Origin of the sequence: Tatumella terrea (assembly GCF_039523755.1) — a bacterium.
Classification (GTDB): domain Bacteria; phylum Pseudomonadota; class Gammaproteobacteria; order Enterobacterales; family Enterobacteriaceae; genus Tatumella; species Tatumella terrea.
In genome coordinates this window covers 115,796-135,764 of the sequence record NZ_BAAAFX010000011.1, presented here as the reverse complement: position 1 = coordinate 135,764, position 19,969 = coordinate 115,796, and the positions used below count along the sequence as shown (strand labels likewise).

Genomic DNA, 19,969 nt, shown 5'->3' with positions numbered 1-19,969 from the left:
ATATGTGGGTCATTGGCGGACGTATCCTGATGGTTTTCGTCTGGCTTTTTTTGCTGATGAATATTGTTCATCCCGCACCGAAGCCTCTGAAGTATTTCATTGATGTGGCATTATTTTTTATGGTGGTCATGCATGGCCTGCAGCTGGTATTGCTGCGTGCCACACAGACCAAAGATGCCCCGGCACTTAGCGGATATACCCAGCTAAAAATCTTCTTTTTCGGGGTATTCGAACTGCTTTCCTGGCAGAAGAAAAACTACCCCGGTAAATAAGTGCATTAAGGATCGGTCGGGGATTAATGCGTCCCCGGCGTGAAGCTGATAAAGCGCGTTCCCTGCATACGTAAAGCCCCGGTAGTGCCGGGAATGCAGTCATTATATTGCGCTTCGTTCACCGGCACGGTAAAGGTTTCGCCTACCGGCTCGCGACGGAAGGTGATCTCATAGCGGAGGGTTTCGCCGGCGATCACCTCACGTTGCCGGGAATGCCGGTCCGGAGAAGGGTATTCGCGCTTACTGACAATAACCGCCTGCTGAGTCACGACCGGGGAGGCATCATTTTTAGCGGTTTCATCCCGTTGTCTGAAAAACTGATGCCCGGCCAGCAACGCAATGGCAACAATGACAATAATAAAAATCAGCGGCGGTCTGGTCATCCGGTCATCCTTACAAAATCGCTTTTTGAAAAATCCGCATCATTTGCCTGCATTTTTTGCCGATCACAGTAATAATCGTTGAGCAATGTCAGTGGCGAAACGGAGCCGTAGTCATCACAGTATTCTCCGCTCCCGGCCAGATTTAAAGAGGATTAAGGAAGAAAATATGCTTTGGTCATTTTTTGCAGTGCTGTTTTCCGGCTGGCTTTATATTGATGCTTCCTACCGGGGGCCCCGCTGGCAACGCTGGTTGTTCAAACCGGTGACGTTTTTACTGATGCTGGCCTGGGCCTGGCAGGCACCGACCCGTTCGGTGGTCGATTACTTTATTCCCGCCGGGTTGATCGCGGCGATGGCCGGCAGCCTGCTGTCCATGCTTTCCCGCCGGCAACTGTTATATGCCTTTGGCGCGATGTTCCTTTCTTCTTTGCTGTATACCCTTAACCTGACCCGCGGGATTTCTTTCGGTGTCTGCTGGCCGGTACCGCTGACGTTACTGGTCATCGGCCTCGTCGTATTGGGGATTATCTGGAGCCGGCTGGAAGAGTTGCGCTGGCCGGTATGTACAATGCTGACGATGACACTGGTGATGTGCTGGGCTGCGTCATTGCAATATTTCAGCCATCAGACCGATGAAACGTTATCTCTGATGGCGGGCGCAGATTTACTGTTACTGGCACATATTTGCGGACTGGTCAGCCTTTTCCGTCGCCGTTTCGCCGGAGACCGCGCCATCTGCGAGGCATTATTTATTATCGGACATTTTATGATAGTCCGCTCGCTGTGGGTCTTTTAGCTTCCGGTCAGCCGGGTGATTAGACGCCCTTGCGGAGCAGATAGCGAAACGGTGACTGCGCGGTATCCTGCGCCAGTAACGTATGCTCCATAAAGCGGCAGAACCCCGGGATATCGCGTGTGGTCGCGGGATCATCCGCCACGATGAGCAGGGTTTCGCCTTCCTGCATATGACGGATAGTTTTACGCACCAGCATCACCGGCTCGGGGCAGCGCAGACCCAGCGTATCCAGGGTATGGTTGGCCTGACTAAAAAGCTCACTCATGGGGTTCTCTGATTATTATTACGGAGGACTATTCTACCTCCGGTCACAGGGACAGACAATTCCCGACGCCCCTTCCCCTTGCATTACCCGGTTAAGCAGGTAATATGCGCCGCCTTGTGGCACCGCCACGGTTCCATGAGCGATCGTTCATCGGTACACTCATCATTGAATTAATGGGTTCCCTCACCCCCACTTAAAAAGGTCTGACATGATTGCGTTTAATTCCCGCCAGCGTCTGCGTGCGCGCATTGTATTATCGGTTTTTCATTTACTCATTATTACTTCCAGTAATTACCTGGTGCAGTTGCCTGTAAATATCTTCGGGTTTCATACCACCTGGGGAGCGTTCAGTTTTCCGTTTATCTTTCTTGCCACCGATCTGACGGTAAGGATCTTCGGTGCTCCGTTGGCCAGGCGCATTATTTTCCTGGCAATGCTGCCCTCACTGCTGATTTCCTACCTGATCTCTTGCCTGTTTTATCAGGGAAGCTGGCAGGGCTGTGATGCGCTGCAACATCTGAATATCGTCGTTGCCCGCATAGCCCTGGCCAGCTTTATGGCTTATGTCCTGGGTCAGTTGCTGGATATTCATGTGTTCGACCGTCTGCGTCGGCTTTCCCGCTGGTGGCTGGCCCCGGCGGCTGCGATGTTTTTCGGTAATATCAGCGATACCTTCGCTTTTTTCTCTATCGCCTTTTACCACAGCAGCGATCTGTTTATGGCTCAACACTGGGTCGAAATCGCGTTGGCCGACTATAGCTATAAGATACTGATTTGTATGGTATTCTTCCTGCCTGCCTATGGTATCCTATTGAATACCCTGCTAAAAAAGCTTTCCGGAAATATGCAAGGCAAAACGGCATGATTCAGCCGATGCTGAATGACCCTGGTCATAAGAGCAGCTAAGATTTGGTGACAAACAACAGATTGATTTTCTTTTCCGTTTTCGTTGTGATCACTGATGTGGACTATTAAAAGGAATTCAGATGCGTAAATTTATCAGATATCTCAGTGTCGGATTGCTGGTCATCGGCCTGGCCGCCTGTGACCAGAAGAAAGACGATACCTCTGACAATCATAGTGCGGCAGCTTCACAGCAGGCAGCACAAACCATTACTCTGCCAGCAGGCAAACTCAGTTTTACCCTGCCGTCAGGTATGACAGATCAGACAGGTAAGCTGGGTACAACGACCAACAATATGCACGTGTATGCCAACAGTAATGGCCAGCAGGCGGTTATCGTGATCGTCGGTTCCCAAACCAGTGACGGACTGGACGTACTGACACAGCGCCTGGAAGAGCAGCAACGTAACCGCGATCCACAGTTACAGGTGGTGTCTGATAAAGCGATCACTCTGAGTGGTCAGCCGGCACAGCAACTCGATACGGTAATTTCTGCGAAAAATCAGACTAACTGGTCTACGGTCGTCATGACTAAAGTCGGCGGTCAACTGGTGACTCTGCAGATTTCATTACCGGCCGATAATCAGGCACAGTCGCAGACGACGGCTGAGGATATTGTTAAGACCATCACCCTTAACTGATCCTTCCCCGTGTTTATCACGTTTTCTTATGGCAAAGCGTGATAAACACCCTTAACCCTGTCGGACTATCGCTAAACTCCCCGCCCCACCCCGCCTGCATAAAAAAATAAAACCTTATTAATCATAAAATAAAGAAAGTCTTTCGTGCGTCCGGTGCCGGAATCCGTCAGACACGTGCTGCCTGTTTTCTGACCACCCATGACTTCCGCCATAAATTAAAGTTATACTTATGGCCGCATGACAATAACCGCTCTGCGGTTTTATTGTCCGCCAGGATGCGCCGAAATGCTGAGTAGCCATTATGCTTACTGCCCCGGTAATATTTACTTACACTCATCGCCGGGCGACCTTCCTGACCGTTTATGAACAAAATACAGGTATGCATATGAAATTACGTAGGAAGCGTATAAAACCCATCGGGATTGATGACGTCACCATTATTGATGACACCCGGCTACGTAAAGCAATTACGGCTGCATCGCTGGGGAATGCTATGGAGTGGTTCGATTTCGGGGTTTACGGATTCGTCGCCTATGCCTTAGGAAAAGTCTTTTTCCCTTCCGCATCACCCGGCATTCAGATGATTGCAGCTCTCGCCACGTTCTCGGTACCATTCCTTATCCGCCCGTTAGGGGGATTATTTTTCGGTATGCTGGGAGATAAGTTTGGCCGGCAAAAAATTCTGTCAGTGACCATTGTTATCATGTCTGTCAGTACCTTCTGTATCGGTCTGATCCCCTCTTATGCCTCGATAGGGATCTGGGCACCCATCCTGCTGCTGCTGGCAAAAATGGCGCAGGGCTTCTCTGTCGGGGGTGAATACACCGGTGCCTCTATCTTTGTTGCAGAATACTCCCCGGATCGTAAGCGTGGCTTTATGGGGAGCTGGCTGGATTTCGGTTCTATCATCGGGTTTATCCTCGGGGCCGGTGTCGTGGTATTAATTTCTGCCATTATCGGTGACGAGCGATTCACAGAATGGGGCTGGCGTTTGCCTTTCTTTCTGGCGCTGCCGCTGGGGGTTATCGGGTTATATCTGCGCCATGCCCTGGAAGAGACGCCGGCATTCCGCCAGCATGTGGAAAAACTGGAACAGGGAGACCGTGAAGGCCTGCGTGATGGTCCTAAGGTTTCCTTTAAGTCTATTGCGGTCCGGCACTGGAAAAGTCTGCTCGCCTGCGTAGGACTGGTCATATCCACAAATGTGACCTATTACATGTTGCTGACCTACATGCCGAGCTACCTGTCACATAATCTGCACTATTCCGAAGACCACGGTGTGCTGATTATTATTGCGATTATGATCGGTATGCTGTTTGTTCAGCCCGTGATGGGTATGCTCAGTGACCGTTTCGGACGTCGTCCGTTCGTGATTATTGGCAGTATTGCGCTGTTCATCTGCGCCATCCCGGCATTTATGCTGATCACCAGTAATGTTCTGGGCCTGATTTTTGCGGGTTTACTGATACTGGCGGTGATCCTCAACGCCTTTACCGGGGTCATGGCTTCCACCCTGCCGGCGATGTTCCCGACCCAAATCCGTTACAGTGCTCTGGCAAGCGCTTTTAATATTTCTATATTAATTGCCGGTCTGACGCCCACCCTCGCCGCCTGGCTGGTCGAGGCGAGTAATAACCTGATGATGCCGGCTTACTATCTGATGGTCATTGCCGTGATCGGATTATTCACCGGGATCTTTATGAAAGAAACGGCAAACAAACCGCTAAGCGGCGCCACCCCGGCCGCCTCTGACCTGGAAGAGGCGCGGGAAATTCTTCAGGAGCACCACGATAATATCGAGCATAAAATCGAAGATATCGACGAAGAAATCGCACGTCTGGAGGCCAAACGTAAAAATCTGGTTCAGCAGCATCCGGATATTAACGAATAATGTATATTTCCTCCCCCGGCAGTGTGCTGAGGGGAGGTTTGCCAAGCAATTGGCACACAGAGCATCGTCCCGCCGTGATAAAAGGAGTACACTGAATCAACATTTCTAATCAGTGCAGAGTGAAAAATGTCCGACTTTTCTATTGTACAGCGTCCGAGAAGACTGCGTAAAAACGCCTCCGTCCGTGAACTATTCAAAGAAACTTCCCTGAGCCTGAATGATCTTGTCCTGCCTATCTTCGTTGAGGAAGGGCTGGATGACTATCAGGCAATCAACGCAATGCCTGGTGTGGTACGTATCCCTGAAAAACGACTGGCTTACGAAATTGAACGTATCGCTAACGCGGGTATCCGTTCAGTAATGACTTTCGGTATCTCACACCATCTGGATGATACCGGGAGCGACAGTTGGGCCGAAAACGGGCTGGTCTCACGGATGTCCCGGATCTGTAAAGAGACGGTGCCGGAAATGATCGTCATGTCAGATACCTGTTTCTGTGAGTACACCTCCCATGGTCACTGCGGTGTGATCTGCGACGGAGCGGTACACAATGATCAGACGCTTCACAATCTTGGTAAGCAGGCCGTGGCCGCTGCCCGTGCCGGGGCTGATTTTATCGCACCCTCCGCGGCAATGGACGGACAGGTGAAAGCGATTCGGCTGGCACTGGATGCGGCCGGATTTACGGACACCGCGATTATGTCTTATTCGACAAAATTTGCGTCCTCCTTCTATGGTCCGTTCCGTGAAGCCGCCGGTACCGCGCTGAAAGGCGATCGTAAAACCTATCAGATGAACCCGATGAACCGTCGCGAAGCTATCCGTGAATCCTTACTGGATGAGGCAGAAGGTGCAGACGCGTTGATGGTAAAACCGGCAGGCCCTTATCTGGACGTCATCCGGGATATCCGTGAACGCACAGACCTGCCTCTGGCGGCTTATCAGGTCAGTGGTGAATATGCGATGATCAAATTCGCGGCTCAGGCGGGCGCCATTGATGAACAGAATGTGGTACTGGAGAGTCTGGGTGCCATCAAACGTGCCGGTGCAGATATTATCCTGAGCTATTTTGCGCTGGATTTGGCCGAGAAAAAAATTCTGACCCGCTAACGTTACACATCCGGGGAGACTGGCTACGCTTCTCAGGTAAAAAGGCGTCCTTTGGACGCCTTTTTTGCAGGGGTAACCCGTGATTATTTATTATCTTCGGGTTCGTAATACTGTACACCAATCGTAATACGTTCACGGCCTGTCGCGACCCGATGGCGGTTGGTATCACGTAACGAGTAGATACAGCCGCAATATTCCTGCTGGTAAAAGCGCTCACGCTTGCTTATCTCGATCATCCGCGCGGAACCGCCGCCTTTACGCCAGTTGAATTCCCAATACATCATTTCAGGATAATTCGCGGCAGCACGAACGCCACAATCATTAATCTGTTTCATGTCTTTCCAGCGGGAAATGCCCAGTGACGAAGTGATCACCGGAAAGCCATTTTCATGGGCATACAGCGCCGTACGTTCAAAGCGCATATCAAAGCACATAGTGCAACGCTCTCCGCGCTCCGGAGACCATTCCATGCCTTTCGCCCGCTCAAACCAGTTGTCGCGATCATAGTCAGCATCGACAAAAGGTACGCCGAACTTCTCTGCAAAACGAATATTTTCTTCTTTACGCAGTTCATACTCTTTCAGCGGATGAATATTCGGATTGTAGAAAAAGATGGTGTACTCAATTCCCGAAGCCAGCATGGCTTCCATCACTTCCCCTGAACATGGCGCACAGCAGGAGTGCAGTAAAACTTTATTATGACCACCCGGCAGCGGCAGTGGTTTTCTTTCGAAAGCGTCAGACATACTCAGATTTCCAAAACGTAGCAACAGCGAAAATGCAGCATCCGGGACAGACCCGGATGCAAAGTGTACAGCATATTGTTATCGGATTCTGTTCAATACGCCAGTCCGCTGTATCTGAATCGCCATTTTTACACAAATGAATGAAAAAACGGGCCATCATTTCAGGTGACACCGGGGTGGGAGACGGAGGTAACAGAATGCCGGACGGTATTTTATCATCGTCCGGCAGAATGATCAGCTGACCAGTGCCGCCGGCACCGGGGCCTTTAGCCGGCGGATAGCCTGCAGGAAAGTCTCCAGTTCTTTATTAAGTCGCCCGGTAATCATGTCAGCTATCCGTGCCTGAGGCCCGTCCTGGATGACCTGACTGTCATCGGCAAAGACGCCCTGCAAGATATCCCGTGCTTTCAATGTACTCAGTACCGGTTTCAGGGCGTAATCAATCGCCAGCATATGTGCCTGGCTGCCCGCGGTGGCCAGAGGAAGTACCACTTTATTCTCCAGGGCACGTTCCGGTAGCAAATCCAGTACCGTCTTCAGAACACCGGAATAAGACGCCTTATACACTGGCGTGGCGATAATAATACCGCTGGCGCTGGCCAGATCTTCTTTGAACAGCGTCATTGCCGGCGCATCAAACCGTGCCTGAATCAGGTCATCCGGCTCAAAATGCTGAATATTCCACGGGATCACCTCAACCCCGTGCGATTCCAGAATATGCTGGCTGTATGTCAGTAAAGACGTGGAGCGTGATGGAAACCGGGGACTCCCGGCCAGAGTGATCACCCGCATCTTTTTCCCCTTCTCAATGTGCTGTCACCCGCAGGAAAATTTAAGCGAATAATGGCAGAGAGAGGCAGACAGGAAAAATAATATATCCGGCAAAGCTATTGCCGGTTTTTGCTTACCCCCGGAATACCCGGGGATATCCGGCGACGGCACGCAGGCTCTCAGAGCTGGTAGTCCGGGGCTTTGATCAGTTGTGCCATTTCGGGTGCGATTTGCGTCTCCCAGACCGACGATTTCCATTCTTCCCGGGGAACATATTTCAGCGCAATACTGACGGCACCGTCACGGCACTCCAGATACTGCTGCATGAGCTGTGTTATCGCATCGGCGAATTCTTTCGTTTGCTCCGGCGTCAGTTCACGGGGAAATGATTTAATTTCAATGTGCGGCATCGGTTATCCTTCTGTCAGATAAGACCCTGGCGGGCTGTCGTTCAGATAATGACACCGGAAATTTTGCGAAGAAAGAAAAATTATCATGCCTGCCGCGACGGGCAGGCGAAGTCGGGAGAGGTATTAATATTCATCACCGCGAACGCGGTCACGGTAGCTGTCCCAGTCAAAACGCACCCACATACTGTTCCCCAGTCGCATCCTGTCCATCACCCTGTCGCCTAATAACGCATTCATCCCTTCATGGTTCAGGTTAGAGAGCATGCCTGTCGGTCGTTTGGAGGACGAGCGGCGGTCAACAATCTGGTTAATAATGACTTTTTCGTAGCGGGATTCGGTCTGCATACCAATTTCATCGATCACCAGCAGGTCAACACTGCTCAGGTCATGAATTAAGCGTTCTTCCGTCAGCGTGCTCCCCCCGCTAAATGTCCCTTTCATGTTAGACATCAGGTCAGCGACCGTCACGATCAGAACACTCTTACCGCGCAGGATAAGATCATTACCAATAGCCGCCGCCAGATGGTTTTTGCCGGTGCCGGGACGGCCGGAAAAAACAAAACTGGCAATACTGTGTTCAAATTCCGCGGCATACTGACGCGCCATCGCCAGGGCTTTACGCTGTCCTTCACTTTCCACACGGTAATTATCAAAGGAACAGTTCATATGCAATTCACGGATACCGGAACGCCCCATGATACGCTGCATTTTCATCGCCCGGTTTTCGCGAAAGACGGCTTCTGAACGCAGGCGGCCTTGCTCCTGGTTCCAGGCCAGCAAATCTTCCCCCCGGGTGAACTTAGGTTTTACCCCATCAGGCATTAAACGTTGTAATCGGCTAAAAAGATTTTCCGGTGTTTTCATTATTCACCCCTGAAGCCATTTGGTGTCTGACGATCCGGTTCAGCCACTTCCGTCAAATCACGGCGGGTCTGGCTGAATTTATTCACCCGGCCGGTCTGCAGAGATCGCGCCAGCTTCTGCTGCCACTGAATATGATGGAAAACCCGGCCTTCGGCCTGCCAGTAGGCGGTAAAGGCCGCAAGCTCTTCATCGCTGACTGGCTCACTCAGCGCGATACCCCAGAGCGCCGCCTGGCGCAGAAAATCTGCGTCGGGTTGCCAGCCGTGATACATAGGGAATTTGCCGGCCGGTGCGCGAAAAACCGGCATAGCCGCCGCAGAAGGCTCAAAAAACTGGTCATCCAGTGCGACATCTGTCGGATGCGTTAAGGCAGCCTCCGCCGCTAATAACTCCGCCAGCCGCCCGGCCGTGAGTGCATACATGACCGGGGCATTATTATTGAAAACCGCAAGCGTTCCCCGTTCGGCGCCTTGCAGTGCAGAAAGCGGATCCTGGCTGAACTCGTTCAACCCAATGATCGTTGAGGATAAAAGTTTAACCGGCATGATGAAACCTGACTCTGTAGAATTATCCGGCCCCGACCCCCCCGGGTGCCTCGGGGCGACTATACCTATAGTGTACCAAGTTTGTCGTCATGGATCGCAAAAACATCATGTAATTGTTCTTCTCCCGGTGACTTCTGCCGGTCAGTATGACATCTCTGTCAGGAAACCCAGGATCCTTGCTATGAAAATTCAACGCTGCCGTTGGGTCACTCACGACCCGTTATATATTGACTACCATGATCATGAATGGGGGATCCCGCAAAAAGACCCTCAGATATTATTTGAAATGCTCTGCCTCGAAGGTCAGCAGGCGGGGCTCTCCTGGATCACCGTACTGAAGAAACGGCAAGCCTATCGCCAGATTTTTAGCGGATTTTCGGCACCGGCGATGGCCGCTCTTACTTCGGCCGATATCGATTTGTTACAACAGAATCCTGCGATTATTCGACACCGCGGTAAAATAGAGGCTCTGGTCAGTAATGCAAATGCCTTACTGGCAATGGAACAACAGGGTGAGTGTTTTTCTGATTTTGTCTGGAGCTTCGTTAACCACCAGCCCATCATCACCCGTTATCTTCGGTATGAGGATGCGCCGACCTTTACCCCTGCATCGGTCAGGCTGGCTAAGGAATTGAAAAAGCGGGGGTTCAGGTTTACAGGCCCGACCATATGCCATGCTTTTATGCAGGCAACAGGGATGGTTATCGATCATCAGACTGACTGCTTCTGCCATCCGGATAACCGTGACAAACCGTCGCCGGAGGCCGTTTCAGATAACGGATAAGCGGCCGGCAGGGTCGAATATATACCGACAGACAGGCATAATCAGCGCCTCATGCCGGTGAGAGGCAGCGTAAACAGGAGACGTAATGACTAGCAGGCCACCACGCGCCACGATAAGCGATGTTGCCAAAGCCGCAGGAACCGGGAAAACCAGTGTCTCCCGCTACCTGAATGGTGAACAACAGCTGTTATCCCCGGCCCTTAAGGCCCGGATAGAACAGGCTATTTCCGAACTCAATTACCGGCCAAGTCAGATGGCACGCAGCCTGAAACGTGGCCGTACACGGTTAATCGGGCTCATCATTGCTGATATTACTAATGCCTACTCCGTGGAGGTCATGTGCGGTATTGAAGCTGCATGCCGTGATTACGGATTCACATTGTTAATGTGTAATACCAATAATGAGGTAGCACTGGAACAATACTATATTCAGTTACTGAGCAGTTATCAGGTTGAAGGACTGATTATTAATGCGGTAGGGATGCGCGAAGAAGAACTTAATCAGTTGCTACAGTCCAGACTACCGATGACATTGATAGACCGTAAAATCGATAACTTCGAGTGTAATGTCATTGGTCTGAAAAACCATGAGGCTGCACAGCAGCTTACCCGGCATCTGGCCGGTAACGGATTTAAATCATTATTGTTCCTCAGTGAGCCGATTGCCAGTGTCAACACCCGCCGGGAGAGGCTGGAGGCCTTCCGCCAGACAGTCGCGGAACATCCGGATATTTGCGGCGAAAATGCAGAAATAAGCCTGAATCAGCCGGGAAAATTAGGTGAATGTCTGCGGGAATTTCTGCGCAGGCACTCACCTGAACACTGCGCCATCATTGCTGCTAACGGTTCAATGACGCTCGAAGTTGTGAAAGCGTTACGGGCCGAAGGACTGGAGTGTGGTAAAGATATTGGCCTGGCCGGTTTTGATGAGATGAGCTGGTCTGCGCTGGCGGGGCCCGGTATTACAACGCTGAAACAGCCGACCCACCAGATAGGCTACAGTGCGCTGCAGAGTGTTATCAGTATGATAAAACAGAACGATACCGCCCCGGCCGACCAGTTTTTTAGCGGTGAATTAGTGGTACGCGGTTCCAGCCATCCCCTGTGAGTCTGCGGCTCTGATGTCCGGTTAATCATTTTTTGTTACGGAGATGAAAAAATTAGCGCTTTACCGGCCGGTTATGGAACCAGTACCATCCTGATCAGATAAGCGCTGAAACTGCCGGGCACTGATGTCAGGAGGGAGTGATGAGTACCGGGATTATCGTAGTCACCGGAGCCTATGGCAGGCAACAGGTCGCGGCTGCAGGCGGGCAACAAGCTCTGCTACCGGTGATTGAACAATCCGGTGCCAGCGGTGTTGAAATCCGCAGGGAGCTGTTTTCAGCCCCGGAGTTGTCACAATTACCTGCATTGTCGGCCGCGATAAAACAACACGGGCTAACGGCTTATTATTCTGTTCCGGAGCCACTTTTCACGACCGCCGGGACGATTAACCCGAATCTTCCGGTCTTTTTCGCGGAGGCCGGGACCCTGAATGCCCGCCTGCTGAAATTTTCGGTCGGATATCCGGCTGGCAATCTCCCGGCGGAGCAGCTGGCAGAAAAACTGGCGGCAAGCCCTGTCCCCGTCACGGTCGAAAATGATCAGACTGACGGTGGAACCCTTGCCGCCATGCGTGAATTCTTTTCCCGTTTCGGCCGGGTTCAGGCCATCGCCGGAATGACCTTTGATACCGGAAACTGGTACTGGACCGGCGAGTCACCTCACCAGGCCTGCCGGGAACTGTCAGCCTGTGTCAGTTATATTCATCTGAAAGCTGTCCGGAAAGATAAGCACGGTTTCCGCGCTGTCCCCCCGGACCCGGACGATGAGCACTGGCAAACACTGCTTACCGCTCTCCCGGCGAATGTGCCGCGGGGGATCGAATTCCCGTTAACCGGAGACGACCTGGTGGCCGTCACCCGGCAGTATGTGGACCTGTTTCGTCATGTCTGACCCTGTTTAAGGTTATCCGTCTGCCTGAACTTCCGTCCCGTCAGACAGGTCACCTGTCGTGTTATACCGGCCCTGCATGGCTGTCATGCCGGAACCGGAGTATGCAGTCATACCCTACAACTTCACCATGGAGATAAACCGGAATGAAACCCTCTGTCATACTTTATGAGTCACTCCCCGCAGACCTGCTCTCCCGCCTGAACGAACAGTATCAGGTCACTGAAATCAGTGCGCTGAATGCTGAGACGGTGGCTGAACATGCCGATGTCTTTCGTCAGGCAGTCGGACTGCTCGGTTCCGGCGGAAAAGTTGATCAAACCCTGCTCGACAGTATGCCCGCCCTGAAAGCCTGCTCTACCATTTCAGTCGGTTATGATCTGTTCGATGTTGATGCGTTAAGCGCGCGCAATATCGCACTGATGCACACCCCGACGGTGCTGACAGACACAGTAGCGGATACGATTATGGCTCTGGTACTGGCCAGCGCGCGCCGTGTGACTGAACTCGACAGTTGGGTGAAAGCCGGCAAATGGACCAAAAATATTGGCCCGGAACAGTTCAGTATCGATGTACACCATAAAACCCTCGGTATCGTCGGTATGGGCCGTATCGGTAAAGCCGTCGCACAACGTGCCCGTTTCGGTTTTGATATGGAAATACTGTATAGCGCCCGTTCGGCGCATAAGGATGCTGAAGAGCGCTTCTCAGCCACCCGTTGCGAACTGGATGAGTTACTGAAAAAGAGTGATTTTGTCTGCATTATTCTGCCGCTGACCGATCAGACACGGCATATGATTGGCGCCGGACAACTGGCACTAATGAAATCCAGCGCGATCCTGATTAATGCCGGTCGTGGCCCGGTGGTGGATGAACAGGCCCTTACACGTGCACTTAAAGAGAAAGCAATTTACGGTGCCGGTCTGGATGTGTTTGAACAGGAACCTGTTCCGGCACAGGCTGAACTGCTGACCCTGCCGAATGTGGTGACCCTGCCGCATGTGGGTTCCGCCACCCATGAGACACGATATGCCATGAAAAAGGATGGCGTGGAGAATCTGCTTGCCGCTTTGTCCGGCCAAACCGACAAAAATTGTGTCAATTCCTCCGCCCTCAAAAAGTAAGAGACGGCGCAGGAGAGATTAAAACACATTACCATTGCGCCCGCTGATAGCGGGCGTTATGGTGGAGATACCTTCGGCTAACTTTATATTTCAGCGATGAATTTTTCTCAGTTCGGTCACAAATTTACCCGTCAGAATGGTATTACCCGTTTAATGGAAGATATGGGGACAGGCTTACGCACTCCCGGTACAGTCATGCTGGGGGGCGGGAATCCTGCCAAAATTCCGGAAATGGAAGGTTATATTGAAGCGTTGCTGGCCGATATGCAGCAGAGCGGTCAGTTAACAGAAGCCCTATGTAACTACGATGGCCCGCGGGGTAAGAGCGTATTACTGGAAAGCCTTGCCGCAGAACTGAAAGAACACCACGGCTGGGATATCACCGCAAAAAATATCGCCCTGACAAATGGCAGTCAGAGCGCTTTTTTCTACCTGTTTAATCTGTTTGCCGGTACACGAGAGGACGGTCAGAAACGTAAGGTTCTCTTTCCTCTGACACCGGAATATCTGGGATATGCGGATGCCGGTCTCGAAGAAGATCTGTTTGTTTCCGCCAGACCAACGCTGACCCTGCTGCCTGAAGGACTGTTCAAATATCATATTGATATGGATAATCTGACTGTCGGGGATGATATTGGCCTGATTTGTGTTTCCCGGCCCACCAACCCGACCGGTAATGTGATTACCGACGCAGAGTTAGCCAGTCTCGATACGCTGGCCAGGCAGCACGATATTCCGCTACTGATCGATAACGCCTACGGTTTACCTTTCCCCGGGATCATCTTCACCGAAGCCAGTGCCCTGTGGAATCCGAATATTATTCTGTGCATGAGTCTGTCCAAGCTCGGTCTGCCCGGTGCACGCTGCGGTATCATTATTGCCGGCGAAGACACCATTAACGCGCTGGGAAATATGAACGGGATTATCAGTCTGGCCCCCGGCAGTATCGGCCCGGCGATCGCCAACGAAATGCTCTGTCGTAAGGATCTTCTGCGTCTGTCTGCAGAGGTGATCCGGCCTTATTATCGTCAGAAGGTGACAGAAACCATTGCGATTATTCGCCGCTATCTTCCGGAAGAGCGCTGTCTGATCCATAAGCCGGAAGGGGCTATTTTCCTCTGGTTATGGTTCCGTGATCTGCCGGTGACGACAGAGGAACTTTACCACCGTCTGAAAGTGCGTGGTGTATTGATGGTCCCCGGACATTTCTTCTTCCCGGGACTTCAGGAAGAGTGGCCTCATGGGCATCAGTGTATGCGGATGAACTATGTTCCTGAGAATAAAGAAATCGAACGTGCAATGATTATTCTGGCCGATGAACTGGAACAGATCTGTCGTTGATTCTTATCGATTAACTGACTATGTAAGAGTCAACTATGCGCCTTAAAGACCTGCTTCTGGCTTTGTGTGTTGTGATTATCTGGGGTATTAATTTCGTTGTTATCAAAGTGGGCCTTGAAGGTATCCCCCCCTTTTTACTGGCAGCACTGCGCTTTCTGCTGGTCGCTTTTCCCGCGTGTCTGTTTATCAGACGGCCTGCAGTCCCTTTTAAATGGCTGCTGGTGTATGGCCTGACCATCAGTTTCGGTCAATTTGCTTTTCTGTTTCTGGCCATCAAACTGGGGATGCCTGCCGGGCTGGCCTCACTGATACTGCAGGCACAGGTATTCTTTACCTTACTGTTCGGTGCCTTTTTCCTGCGGGAGAAACTGCACTGGTATAATTTTGCCGGGTTACTGGTAGCTATTATCGGGATGGTCTTCCTGGCAGAACAGAGTCTGACGCCAGGCGTCAGCGATGCGATGTCACTGACCAGCCTGTTGCTAACGCTGGCTGCCGCGCTCTGTTGGGGGCTCGGTAACATCAGCAGTAAAATAATCATGCGTGACCATCCGGTACCGGCAATGTCGCTGGTCGTCTGGAGTGCATTTATTCCTGTCGTGCCATTTATACTGTGCAGCCTCATATTTGAGGGTGCCGGGAACGTGCTATACAGCCTGACGCATTTTTCCGTCACCGGCATATTCTCCGTCGTTTACCTGTCGCTGCTCTCGACAATTGTCGGCTATGGGCTTTGGGGGGCTTTACTGGGGCGTTATGAAACATCGCGGGTAGCACCGATGGCGTTACTGGTACCGGTGGCCGGGATCCTTAGTGCCTCATTTTTCCTGCATGAAACCATCAGTCCCTGCCAGATGCTCGGGATTATGGTGATCATCGCAGGCTTACTGATCACCACCTTTGCGGGCAGATTAAAAAAGCTTCGTCCCCGTCACTGACCGGAGCTCCGCCGGTAAAAATGCCGTGAACCCGCGGCATTGTTGACTTATCTGCCGGACCGGCCATCCTGCCGAACAGGTAATCTCAACACGCCACCGCCTGGCGTTTTTCCCAGGATACCCCATGCAGGGTAATACCGGGTAAGCCTTTCGCCAGCCAGACCGCCCGCGCCGCAGGAAAATATTTACGCTGAAACGGGGACTCCGGCGTCCGCGCTTTATTACTCCGGCAGTGTCTTTTCCCCTGCTCAGTAAAACGAACATCACAGATACTCGTGAGCGATGATGGGTCAGCCGGGGGCTACGATTGTAATATGTCACGGATGCCTATTCCCCGTGTATTCTTCCGTCAGCAGGCTGAAGCAAATACCGGCAGATTAACGTAAAAACCCGCCTCATCCGTAACGATATATCGATTATCATAAAATACTCCACATAAAAAACCAGAAAATAACCACTACTGAGACTAACCATCTTTCGGCACCGGTCATAAAAGCCAGTAGCCTCTGGCCGCACTTCCCGGTTATGCTAAAACAGGAACGGCTAAATGTGTTTTTTTCAAGCAGAAAATAGATTTTTTGCGCGAATTCAGACGAATTGACATACACTCAGAATGAGGGATTATCATATGACTGTAGTAACAGACTGTCATATTTCCGGTTGCCAATCGCTGACGACCTGAAAAAAGATAAAACAGAGGGTAAGGAAGGAACGATAATGATGAAAATGAAAAACAGGATCCCGACTGCCGGCGTTATTGTCTGGTGTGCTTTTTCTTCCACAGGATGTTCCAGTGTTATGTCTCATACCGGTCCGGAACAGGGCTATTATCCGGGAACCCGAGCCAATACTGAGATCCTGAGCGACAGCCATACCCGCTGGCCGGTGAAGACCATGGCGGCTCTGGATTATCCTTTTTCGGCCGTCATGGATACACTGCTGCTTCCCTGGGATTATTATCGCCATGATCATGGTGACGGGCTTTCATTACGTGCCAGAGTCGAACAGAGTGACAGCCTGGCAAAAACAACTACCCCGCAAACGGCGGCTCTGGTAACAACTCCCCCGTCACAATAAATAATTGCCGCCAGCCATCGATGATGCGTGAAAAGGCGATACTCAGGCCATCAGGTGACCAGACGACAGCCTCTCCGTCAGGAGAACGTGCGCTACGGGCTGTCACCCGACGGCAATGACCGGTCACTACCTCACAGGTCATGACACTATTGTCACTAATAAACGCCAGGTAATCGCCGGACGGATGCCAGTTAACCACCGACGTTATGCTGTGCTTAAGCGACGTGATCTGTACCGGCTCCCCCCCCTGGGGTGAAAGCGTCCATAACTGAATGATCCCTTCATCATCTGCCATCAGAAAACTGATCCTGCTGCCATCCGGCGAGGTACGTAACCAGTGGCGCGGTTGCAGGGCAACACCGCGGGAAAACGTTAGTCTGCGCTGGACAATGCCTGCCGGCGGTGAGGGCATCCGGTCATGGGTTCCCTGTAGCGGATAAGCACCGGGTAATGCGTAGTCTGCGGCGGCTTCCGGCAAATCCGCGATGAAGATTTCCGGAATCTTTTTACCGTCCGCCGCAATGGTATCGCCAATAAATACCAGCGCCCGCCGCTGCCACTCACCATTTTTTTTACGGTAACCCCGGTGACCCACCCAGCCTTCCTCATAGGCACGGCTGATTTCGTCACTGCCGGGCACAGGTGCGGGCGTGGTGGTACTGATGAGCACACAGAAATGGCTGCCATTATATTCCCGCGGATGCCGCTGCGGAACACTCACAGAGCGGAGAGGAACTGCAACGCCGACATTTCGTAAATCTTCCGCCAGGGAACGTTCATGCATCACATGGTCGTTATAGGTGAAGCTCAGGTAATCCCCATCCGCATCATACATATGGACATGACTACCGCCACGTAATGCCCCCGGAGTAAAGGGCGGGGTAATATCGCAGGCATCCAGGGTGACCGCCAGGCCTTGCTGAATAATCACGCCCCGCCGGTGATGGAGGTCATAATGCCACGCCTCATCGGGATTTTCCGGGCCGTGGATGCAGACATAGCGTTCCGGGTACTGAGGGCTGCAGGTGATCACCCCCACACAGGCCCCTTCTGTCGCACGGTAAATAATTTCCGTGACACCCGAGTGAACATTCACCCGCTCAACCGTCTGGCTGGTAAAGCTGGCTTCCGGGGGACGCAAATCAAAGACCAGCCACTGGCTGTCAGGCGTCCAGACCTGATCATTCGTTAACTGATGATGACGGTTGTCGAAGGTAAGTTGTTTTTCCTGCATTCACCCGGGTCCACGGTATTCAGTAAGTGGAGGGAATATGCAATATTCTGTGCCCCTTCACCAGCCATAAAACCCGTTTTCTGACGGCAGAAAGCGGAAAAACTGCCAAAGGCAGTTTTCCGACGATTGCATGAACTGTGCGACGGTGCTTATTTATCTAATTCCGCTGTCATATAAACGCCGTTATGAGTTCTGGCACTGGTGATGGTGTAAGAGGACGCGCCTGCAGCTTTTGCCTGAGCTGCAATATGAGACTGTGCGCTATCCAGGGTGCTGCCGGTGGCGGAGATCATCTCAGCTGATGCACCGAAAGAGAGTGCAGAAAAAACAGCGGCGGTGGCTAAAGTAGTTAATAGTTTCATCATCAAATTCCTTCTCTGGTTATCTGTTGTTCGTGCTCACCGGACCTGAGGATTATCTGCAGGCTCAACGGGCACCTGGCACCGGTGATACTGGCTCTGTTTTAGGACTGAGCCGTTCCCGGGGCATTATTTGTTGTTAATTTCTGCTGTCATATAGACACCATTGTGTGTACGGGCACTGGTAATAGTGTAAGACGATGCGCCGGCAGCTTTCGCCTGAGCTGCAATCTGAGACTGTGCACTATCAAGGGTGCTGCCAGTGGCAGAAATCATTTCGGCTGAAGCCCCAAAAGATAAGGCAGATAAAGCAGCGACGGTCAGTAAGGCAGATAGCGTTTTCATTGTTAACTCCTGAATAGTTAAAAGCTGATATGTAATGCGTTGATGTAATAATACCTATAGTTATTATTAGTTGGTTAACAGAAAATGCGATCCTGATCACGCAAACCCCCTTTATGTCGCGATTTTATTTTAAATAATTGCAACGTATTAATTACATTAGGATTCCTGAAGGACACAGTGACGGAAAAAAACGACCTGTCCGGTAAGTACCGGATAGCTGCAGGAACAGAAGGGGAAAAGCGGAAGGCCGCTGGCAGAAAAAAGGCACCCCGTGAGGTGCCTGTCAGATCTCAGGATTTATTCAGAAAGGGCCCATTTTTCAATGGCGAGGGCAACACCGTCTTCAGCATTAGACAGTGTCTGGTAACGGGCATGTTTTTTGACGATATCAATCGCATTCCCCATGGCGACTCCGCTACCGGCGTAAGTCACCATCGCCAGATCATTTTCATGATCACCAATAGCCATCACTTCATCCGCTGAAATACCGAGTAACTCTGCCAGCTTACGAACACCCTCCCCCTTATTGACCTGTTTGTTAAGAATTTCGAGGTAGAACGGCGAGCTCTTCAGGATGGTATAGTTTTTCACGATCTCTGCCGGTAACCGGGTAATCGCTTCATCGAGGATCTCCGGTTCATCGACCATCATCAGTTTCGGAAAACGTAATTCAGGCTCCATCTCTTCCACGGCACGGTAACGTAACGGTATTCCCGTCAGAGAAACCTCATGTACCGTATATTTGCTGATATCTTTGTCGGGAGTATAAAGATGTGTTTTATCCAGCGCCTGGAAGTGAACTCCCAGCTCCCCCGCGAGCTGTGCAAACCGCAGATAATCATCATGTCCCAGGGCCACTTCGGCAACACAGCTGCCATCTTCGGCACGCTGAACCAATGCCCCGTTATAACTGATACAAAACTGTCCGGGCTTATCCAGGCCCAGCTCTGCAACATACTGCTGCATGCCAATATAAGGCCTGCCCGATGCCAGTACGACAGTGATCCCCCGCTCCTGTGCCTTGTGGATCGCCGATTTTACGGCGGGACTAATCTGATGCTCCGGCGTCAGCAGAGTCCCATCCATATCAATTGCTATCAGTCTGATTGCCATAATGTCCCCGGAAATAATAAAGAGTCCCCCGATGCTACTCTTTTTCACCGAATACTGACTAC

24 protein-coding genes are annotated in these 19,969 nt (G+C 51.5%); 13 read left to right on the top strand and 11 right to left on the bottom strand.

The features are described from left to right. The first annotated feature begins 2 nt into the window (after window positions 1-2). A complete protein-coding gene (locus tag ABD035_RS07315) occupies window positions 3-272 on the top strand; it encodes a DUF1145 family protein (protein ID WP_343868940.1) in 270 nt (89 codons plus the stop codon). A gap of 23 nt (window positions 273-295) precedes the next feature. On the opposite strand, the gene ABD035_RS07310 is transcribed toward ABD035_RS07315, so the two are convergent. Next, entirely contained in the window at window positions 296-655 is a 360-nt protein-coding gene (locus ABD035_RS07310) for a DUF2500 domain-containing protein (protein WP_343868937.1), read from the bottom strand. Between the two features lie 166 nt (window positions 656-821). Here ABD035_RS07310 and ABD035_RS07305 point away from each other — a divergent pair, with 166 nt between their 5' ends. Next, window positions 822-1,451, top strand: coding sequence for a lysoplasmalogenase (locus ABD035_RS07305; RefSeq protein WP_343868935.1), 630 nt, complete (start codon window positions 822-824; stop codon window positions 1,449-1,451). A gap of 19 nt (window positions 1,452-1,470) precedes the next feature. Here the strand turns inward: ABD035_RS07305 and tusA are convergent, their stop codons facing one another. Further along, on the bottom strand, window positions 1,471-1,716 hold the full coding sequence (tusA, locus tag ABD035_RS07300) for a sulfurtransferase TusA (RefSeq protein ID WP_212713553.1): 246 nt from the start codon (window positions 1,714-1,716) through the stop codon (window positions 1,471-1,473). 208 nt (window positions 1,717-1,924) lie between these two features. Between tusA and ABD035_RS07295 the strand changes: the two genes are divergently transcribed. The 4 genes from ABD035_RS07295 to hemB all read left to right on the top strand — a co-directional run bounded on the left by ABD035_RS07295 (window position 1,925) and on the right by hemB (window position 6,261). Then, window positions 1,925-2,581, top strand: a complete 657-nt coding sequence (locus ABD035_RS07295) for a 7-cyano-7-deazaguanine/7-aminomethyl-7-deazaguanine transporter (protein ID WP_343868932.1) — start codon at window positions 1,925-1,927, stop codon at window positions 2,579-2,581. A 121-nt stretch (window positions 2,582-2,702) separates the two neighbouring features. Beyond that, window positions 2,703-3,260 (top strand): DcrB family lipoprotein, encoded by a 558-nt coding sequence (locus tag ABD035_RS07290; protein ID WP_212713555.1) that lies wholly within the window; start codon window positions 2,703-2,705, stop codon window positions 3,258-3,260. Between the two features lie 385 nt (window positions 3,261-3,645). After that, window positions 3,646-5,151: a glycine betaine/L-proline transporter ProP gene (gene proP / locus ABD035_RS07285; RefSeq protein WP_343868930.1), complete on the top strand. Its 1,506-nt coding sequence runs from the start codon at window positions 3,646-3,648 to the stop codon at window positions 5,149-5,151. Between the two features lie 126 nt (window positions 5,152-5,277). Further along, window positions 5,278-6,261 carry a porphobilinogen synthase gene (gene hemB, locus ABD035_RS07280; RefSeq protein ID WP_212713557.1) on the top strand — a complete coding sequence of 328 codons (984 nt, stop codon included), beginning with the start codon at window positions 5,278-5,280 and terminating at the stop codon, window positions 6,259-6,261. 83 nt (window positions 6,262-6,344) lie between these two features. On the opposite strand, the gene ABD035_RS07275 is transcribed toward hemB, so the two are convergent. The 5 genes from ABD035_RS07275 to dnaT form a co-directional block, all read right to left on the bottom strand. After that, window positions 6,345-7,007 (bottom strand): epoxyqueuosine reductase QueH, encoded by a 663-nt coding sequence (locus ABD035_RS07275; protein WP_343868928.1) that lies wholly within the window; start codon window positions 7,005-7,007, stop codon window positions 6,345-6,347. Window positions 7,008-7,241: 234 nt separating this feature from the next. Then, window positions 7,242-7,799 carry an NADPH-dependent FMN reductase gene (gene ssuE, locus ABD035_RS07270; RefSeq protein ID WP_343868926.1) on the bottom strand — a complete coding sequence of 186 codons (558 nt, stop codon included), beginning with the start codon at window positions 7,797-7,799 and terminating at the stop codon, window positions 7,242-7,244. A 158-nt stretch (window positions 7,800-7,957) separates the two neighbouring features. Continuing rightward, window positions 7,958-8,188, bottom strand: a complete 231-nt coding sequence (pptA, locus tag ABD035_RS07265) for a tautomerase PptA (RefSeq protein ID WP_212713560.1) — start codon at window positions 8,186-8,188, stop codon at window positions 7,958-7,960. Window positions 8,189-8,311: 123 nt separating this feature from the next. Then, window positions 8,312-9,052: a replicative helicase loader DnaC gene (gene dnaC / locus ABD035_RS07260; RefSeq protein WP_212713561.1), complete on the bottom strand. Its 741-nt coding sequence runs from the start codon at window positions 9,050-9,052 to the stop codon at window positions 8,312-8,314. Further along, window positions 9,052-9,597 (bottom strand): primosomal protein DnaT, encoded by a 546-nt coding sequence (dnaT, locus tag ABD035_RS07255; RefSeq protein WP_212713562.1) that lies wholly within the window; start codon window positions 9,595-9,597, stop codon window positions 9,052-9,054. The genes dnaC and dnaT overlap by 1 nt, the downstream gene beginning before the upstream one ends. A gap of 187 nt (window positions 9,598-9,784) precedes the next feature. Between dnaT and ABD035_RS07250 the strand changes: the two genes are divergently transcribed. From ABD035_RS07250 to ABD035_RS07220, 7 genes are all read left to right on the top strand, one after another. Further along, on the top strand, window positions 9,785-10,381 hold the full coding sequence (locus ABD035_RS07250) for a DNA-3-methyladenine glycosylase I (protein WP_343869011.1): 597 nt from the start codon (window positions 9,785-9,787) through the stop codon (window positions 10,379-10,381). 85 nt (window positions 10,382-10,466) lie between these two features. After that, on the top strand, window positions 10,467-11,489 hold the full coding sequence (locus ABD035_RS07245; protein ID WP_343868923.1) for a LacI family DNA-binding transcriptional regulator: 1,023 nt from the start codon (window positions 10,467-10,469) through the stop codon (window positions 11,487-11,489). 140 nt (window positions 11,490-11,629) lie between these two features. Next, the gene (locus ABD035_RS07240) at window positions 11,630-12,379 is read left to right on the top strand and encodes a sugar phosphate isomerase/epimerase family protein (protein WP_343868921.1); all 750 of its coding nucleotides are present in this window, start codon (window positions 11,630-11,632) and stop codon (window positions 12,377-12,379) included. A gap of 143 nt (window positions 12,380-12,522) precedes the next feature. Further along, window positions 12,523-13,500: a glyoxylate/hydroxypyruvate reductase GhrB gene (ghrB, locus tag ABD035_RS07235; protein ID WP_343868919.1), complete on the top strand. Its 978-nt coding sequence runs from the start codon at window positions 12,523-12,525 to the stop codon at window positions 13,498-13,500. A 96-nt stretch (window positions 13,501-13,596) separates the two neighbouring features. Continuing rightward, window positions 13,597-14,841 carry a valine--pyruvate transaminase gene (locus tag ABD035_RS07230; protein ID WP_343868917.1) on the top strand — a complete coding sequence of 415 codons (1,245 nt, stop codon included), beginning with the start codon at window positions 13,597-13,599 and terminating at the stop codon, window positions 14,839-14,841. A 35-nt stretch (window positions 14,842-14,876) separates the two neighbouring features. Further along, window positions 14,877-15,779: an EamA family transporter gene (locus ABD035_RS07225; protein WP_343868915.1), complete on the top strand. Its 903-nt coding sequence runs from the start codon at window positions 14,877-14,879 to the stop codon at window positions 15,777-15,779. 726 nt (window positions 15,780-16,505) lie between these two features. Beyond that, a complete protein-coding gene (locus tag ABD035_RS07220) occupies window positions 16,506-16,856 on the top strand; it encodes a YceK/YidQ family lipoprotein (protein ID WP_371813084.1) in 351 nt (116 codons plus the stop codon). On the opposite strand, the gene ABD035_RS07215 is transcribed toward ABD035_RS07220, so the two are convergent. The 4 genes from ABD035_RS07215 to yidA form a co-directional block, all read right to left on the bottom strand. Next, window positions 16,810-18,090, bottom strand: coding sequence for a YidR family protein (locus ABD035_RS07215; RefSeq protein ID WP_343868913.1), 1,281 nt, complete (start codon window positions 18,088-18,090; stop codon window positions 16,810-16,812). The genes ABD035_RS07220 and ABD035_RS07215 overlap by 47 nt on opposite strands. Window positions 18,091-18,239: 149 nt before the next feature. Then, window positions 18,240-18,455 (bottom strand): YdgH/BhsA/McbA-like domain containing protein, encoded by a 216-nt coding sequence (locus tag ABD035_RS07210; RefSeq protein WP_371813081.1) that lies wholly within the window; start codon window positions 18,453-18,455, stop codon window positions 18,240-18,242. A gap of 123 nt (window positions 18,456-18,578) precedes the next feature. Further along, entirely contained in the window at window positions 18,579-18,794 is a 216-nt protein-coding gene (locus ABD035_RS07205; RefSeq protein ID WP_212713569.1) for a YdgH/BhsA/McbA-like domain containing protein, read from the bottom strand. 297 nt (window positions 18,795-19,091) lie between these two features. Continuing rightward, entirely contained in the window at window positions 19,092-19,907 is an 816-nt protein-coding gene (yidA, locus tag ABD035_RS07200; RefSeq protein ID WP_343868910.1) for a sugar-phosphatase, read from the bottom strand. Window positions 19,908-19,969: the final 62 nt, after the last annotated feature.

Coding starts and splice junctions, on each gene's coding strand:
- tusA (WP_212713553.1), bottom strand. CDS start 1,716: ATGAGTGAGCTTTTTAGTCAGGCCAACCATACCCTGGATACGCTGGGT.
- dnaC (WP_212713561.1), bottom strand. CDS start 9,052: ATGAAAACACCGGAAAATCTTTTTAGCCGATTACAACGTTTAATGCCT.
- ABD035_RS07295 (WP_343868932.1), top strand. CDS start 1,925: ATGATTGCGTTTAATTCCCGCCAGCGTCTGCGTGCGCGCATTGTATTA.
- ABD035_RS07275 (WP_343868928.1), bottom strand. CDS start 7,007: ATGTCTGACGCTTTCGAAAGAAAACCACTGCCGCTGCCGGGTGGTCAT.
- ABD035_RS07215 (WP_343868913.1), bottom strand. CDS start 18,090: ATGCAGGAAAAACAACTTACCTTCGACAACCGTCATCATCAGTTAACG.
- ABD035_RS07225 (WP_343868915.1), top strand. CDS start 14,877: ATGCGCCTTAAAGACCTGCTTCTGGCTTTGTGTGTTGTGATTATCTGG.
- ABD035_RS07205 (WP_212713569.1), bottom strand. CDS start 18,794: ATGAAAACGCTATCTGCCTTACTGACCGTCGCTGCTTTATCTGCCTTA.
- hemB (WP_212713557.1), top strand. CDS start 5,278: ATGTCCGACTTTTCTATTGTACAGCGTCCGAGAAGACTGCGTAAAAAC.
- proP (WP_343868930.1), top strand. CDS start 3,646: ATGAAATTACGTAGGAAGCGTATAAAACCCATCGGGATTGATGACGTC.
- yidA (WP_343868910.1), bottom strand. CDS start 19,907: ATGGCAATCAGACTGATAGCAATTGATATGGATGGGACTCTGCTGACG.
- ABD035_RS07245 (WP_343868923.1), top strand. CDS start 10,467: ATGACTAGCAGGCCACCACGCGCCACGATAAGCGATGTTGCCAAAGCC.
- ABD035_RS07305 (WP_343868935.1), top strand. CDS start 822: ATGCTTTGGTCATTTTTTGCAGTGCTGTTTTCCGGCTGGCTTTATATT.
- dnaT (WP_212713562.1), bottom strand. CDS start 9,597: ATGCCGGTTAAACTTTTATCCTCAACGATCATTGGGTTGAACGAGTTC.
- ABD035_RS07315 (WP_343868940.1), top strand. CDS start 3: ATGTGGGTCATTGGCGGACGTATCCTGATGGTTTTCGTCTGGCTTTTT.
- ABD035_RS07220 (WP_371813084.1), top strand. CDS start 16,506: ATGAAAAACAGGATCCCGACTGCCGGCGTTATTGTCTGGTGTGCTTTT.
- ABD035_RS07310 (WP_343868937.1), bottom strand. CDS start 655: ATGACCAGACCGCCGCTGATTTTTATTATTGTCATTGTTGCCATTGCG.
- ABD035_RS07210 (WP_371813081.1), bottom strand. CDS start 18,455: ATGATGAAACTATTAACTACTTTAGCCACCGCCGCTGTTTTTTCTGCA.
- ABD035_RS07240 (WP_343868921.1), top strand. CDS start 11,630: ATGAGTACCGGGATTATCGTAGTCACCGGAGCCTATGGCAGGCAACAG.
- pptA (WP_212713560.1), bottom strand. CDS start 8,188: ATGCCGCACATTGAAATTAAATCATTTCCCCGTGAACTGACGCCGGAG.
- ABD035_RS07290 (WP_212713555.1), top strand. CDS start 2,703: ATGCGTAAATTTATCAGATATCTCAGTGTCGGATTGCTGGTCATCGGC.
- ABD035_RS07230 (WP_343868917.1), top strand. CDS start 13,597: ATGAATTTTTCTCAGTTCGGTCACAAATTTACCCGTCAGAATGGTATT.
- ghrB (WP_343868919.1), top strand. CDS start 12,523: ATGAAACCCTCTGTCATACTTTATGAGTCACTCCCCGCAGACCTGCTC.
- ssuE (WP_343868926.1), bottom strand. CDS start 7,799: ATGCGGGTGATCACTCTGGCCGGGAGTCCCCGGTTTCCATCACGCTCC.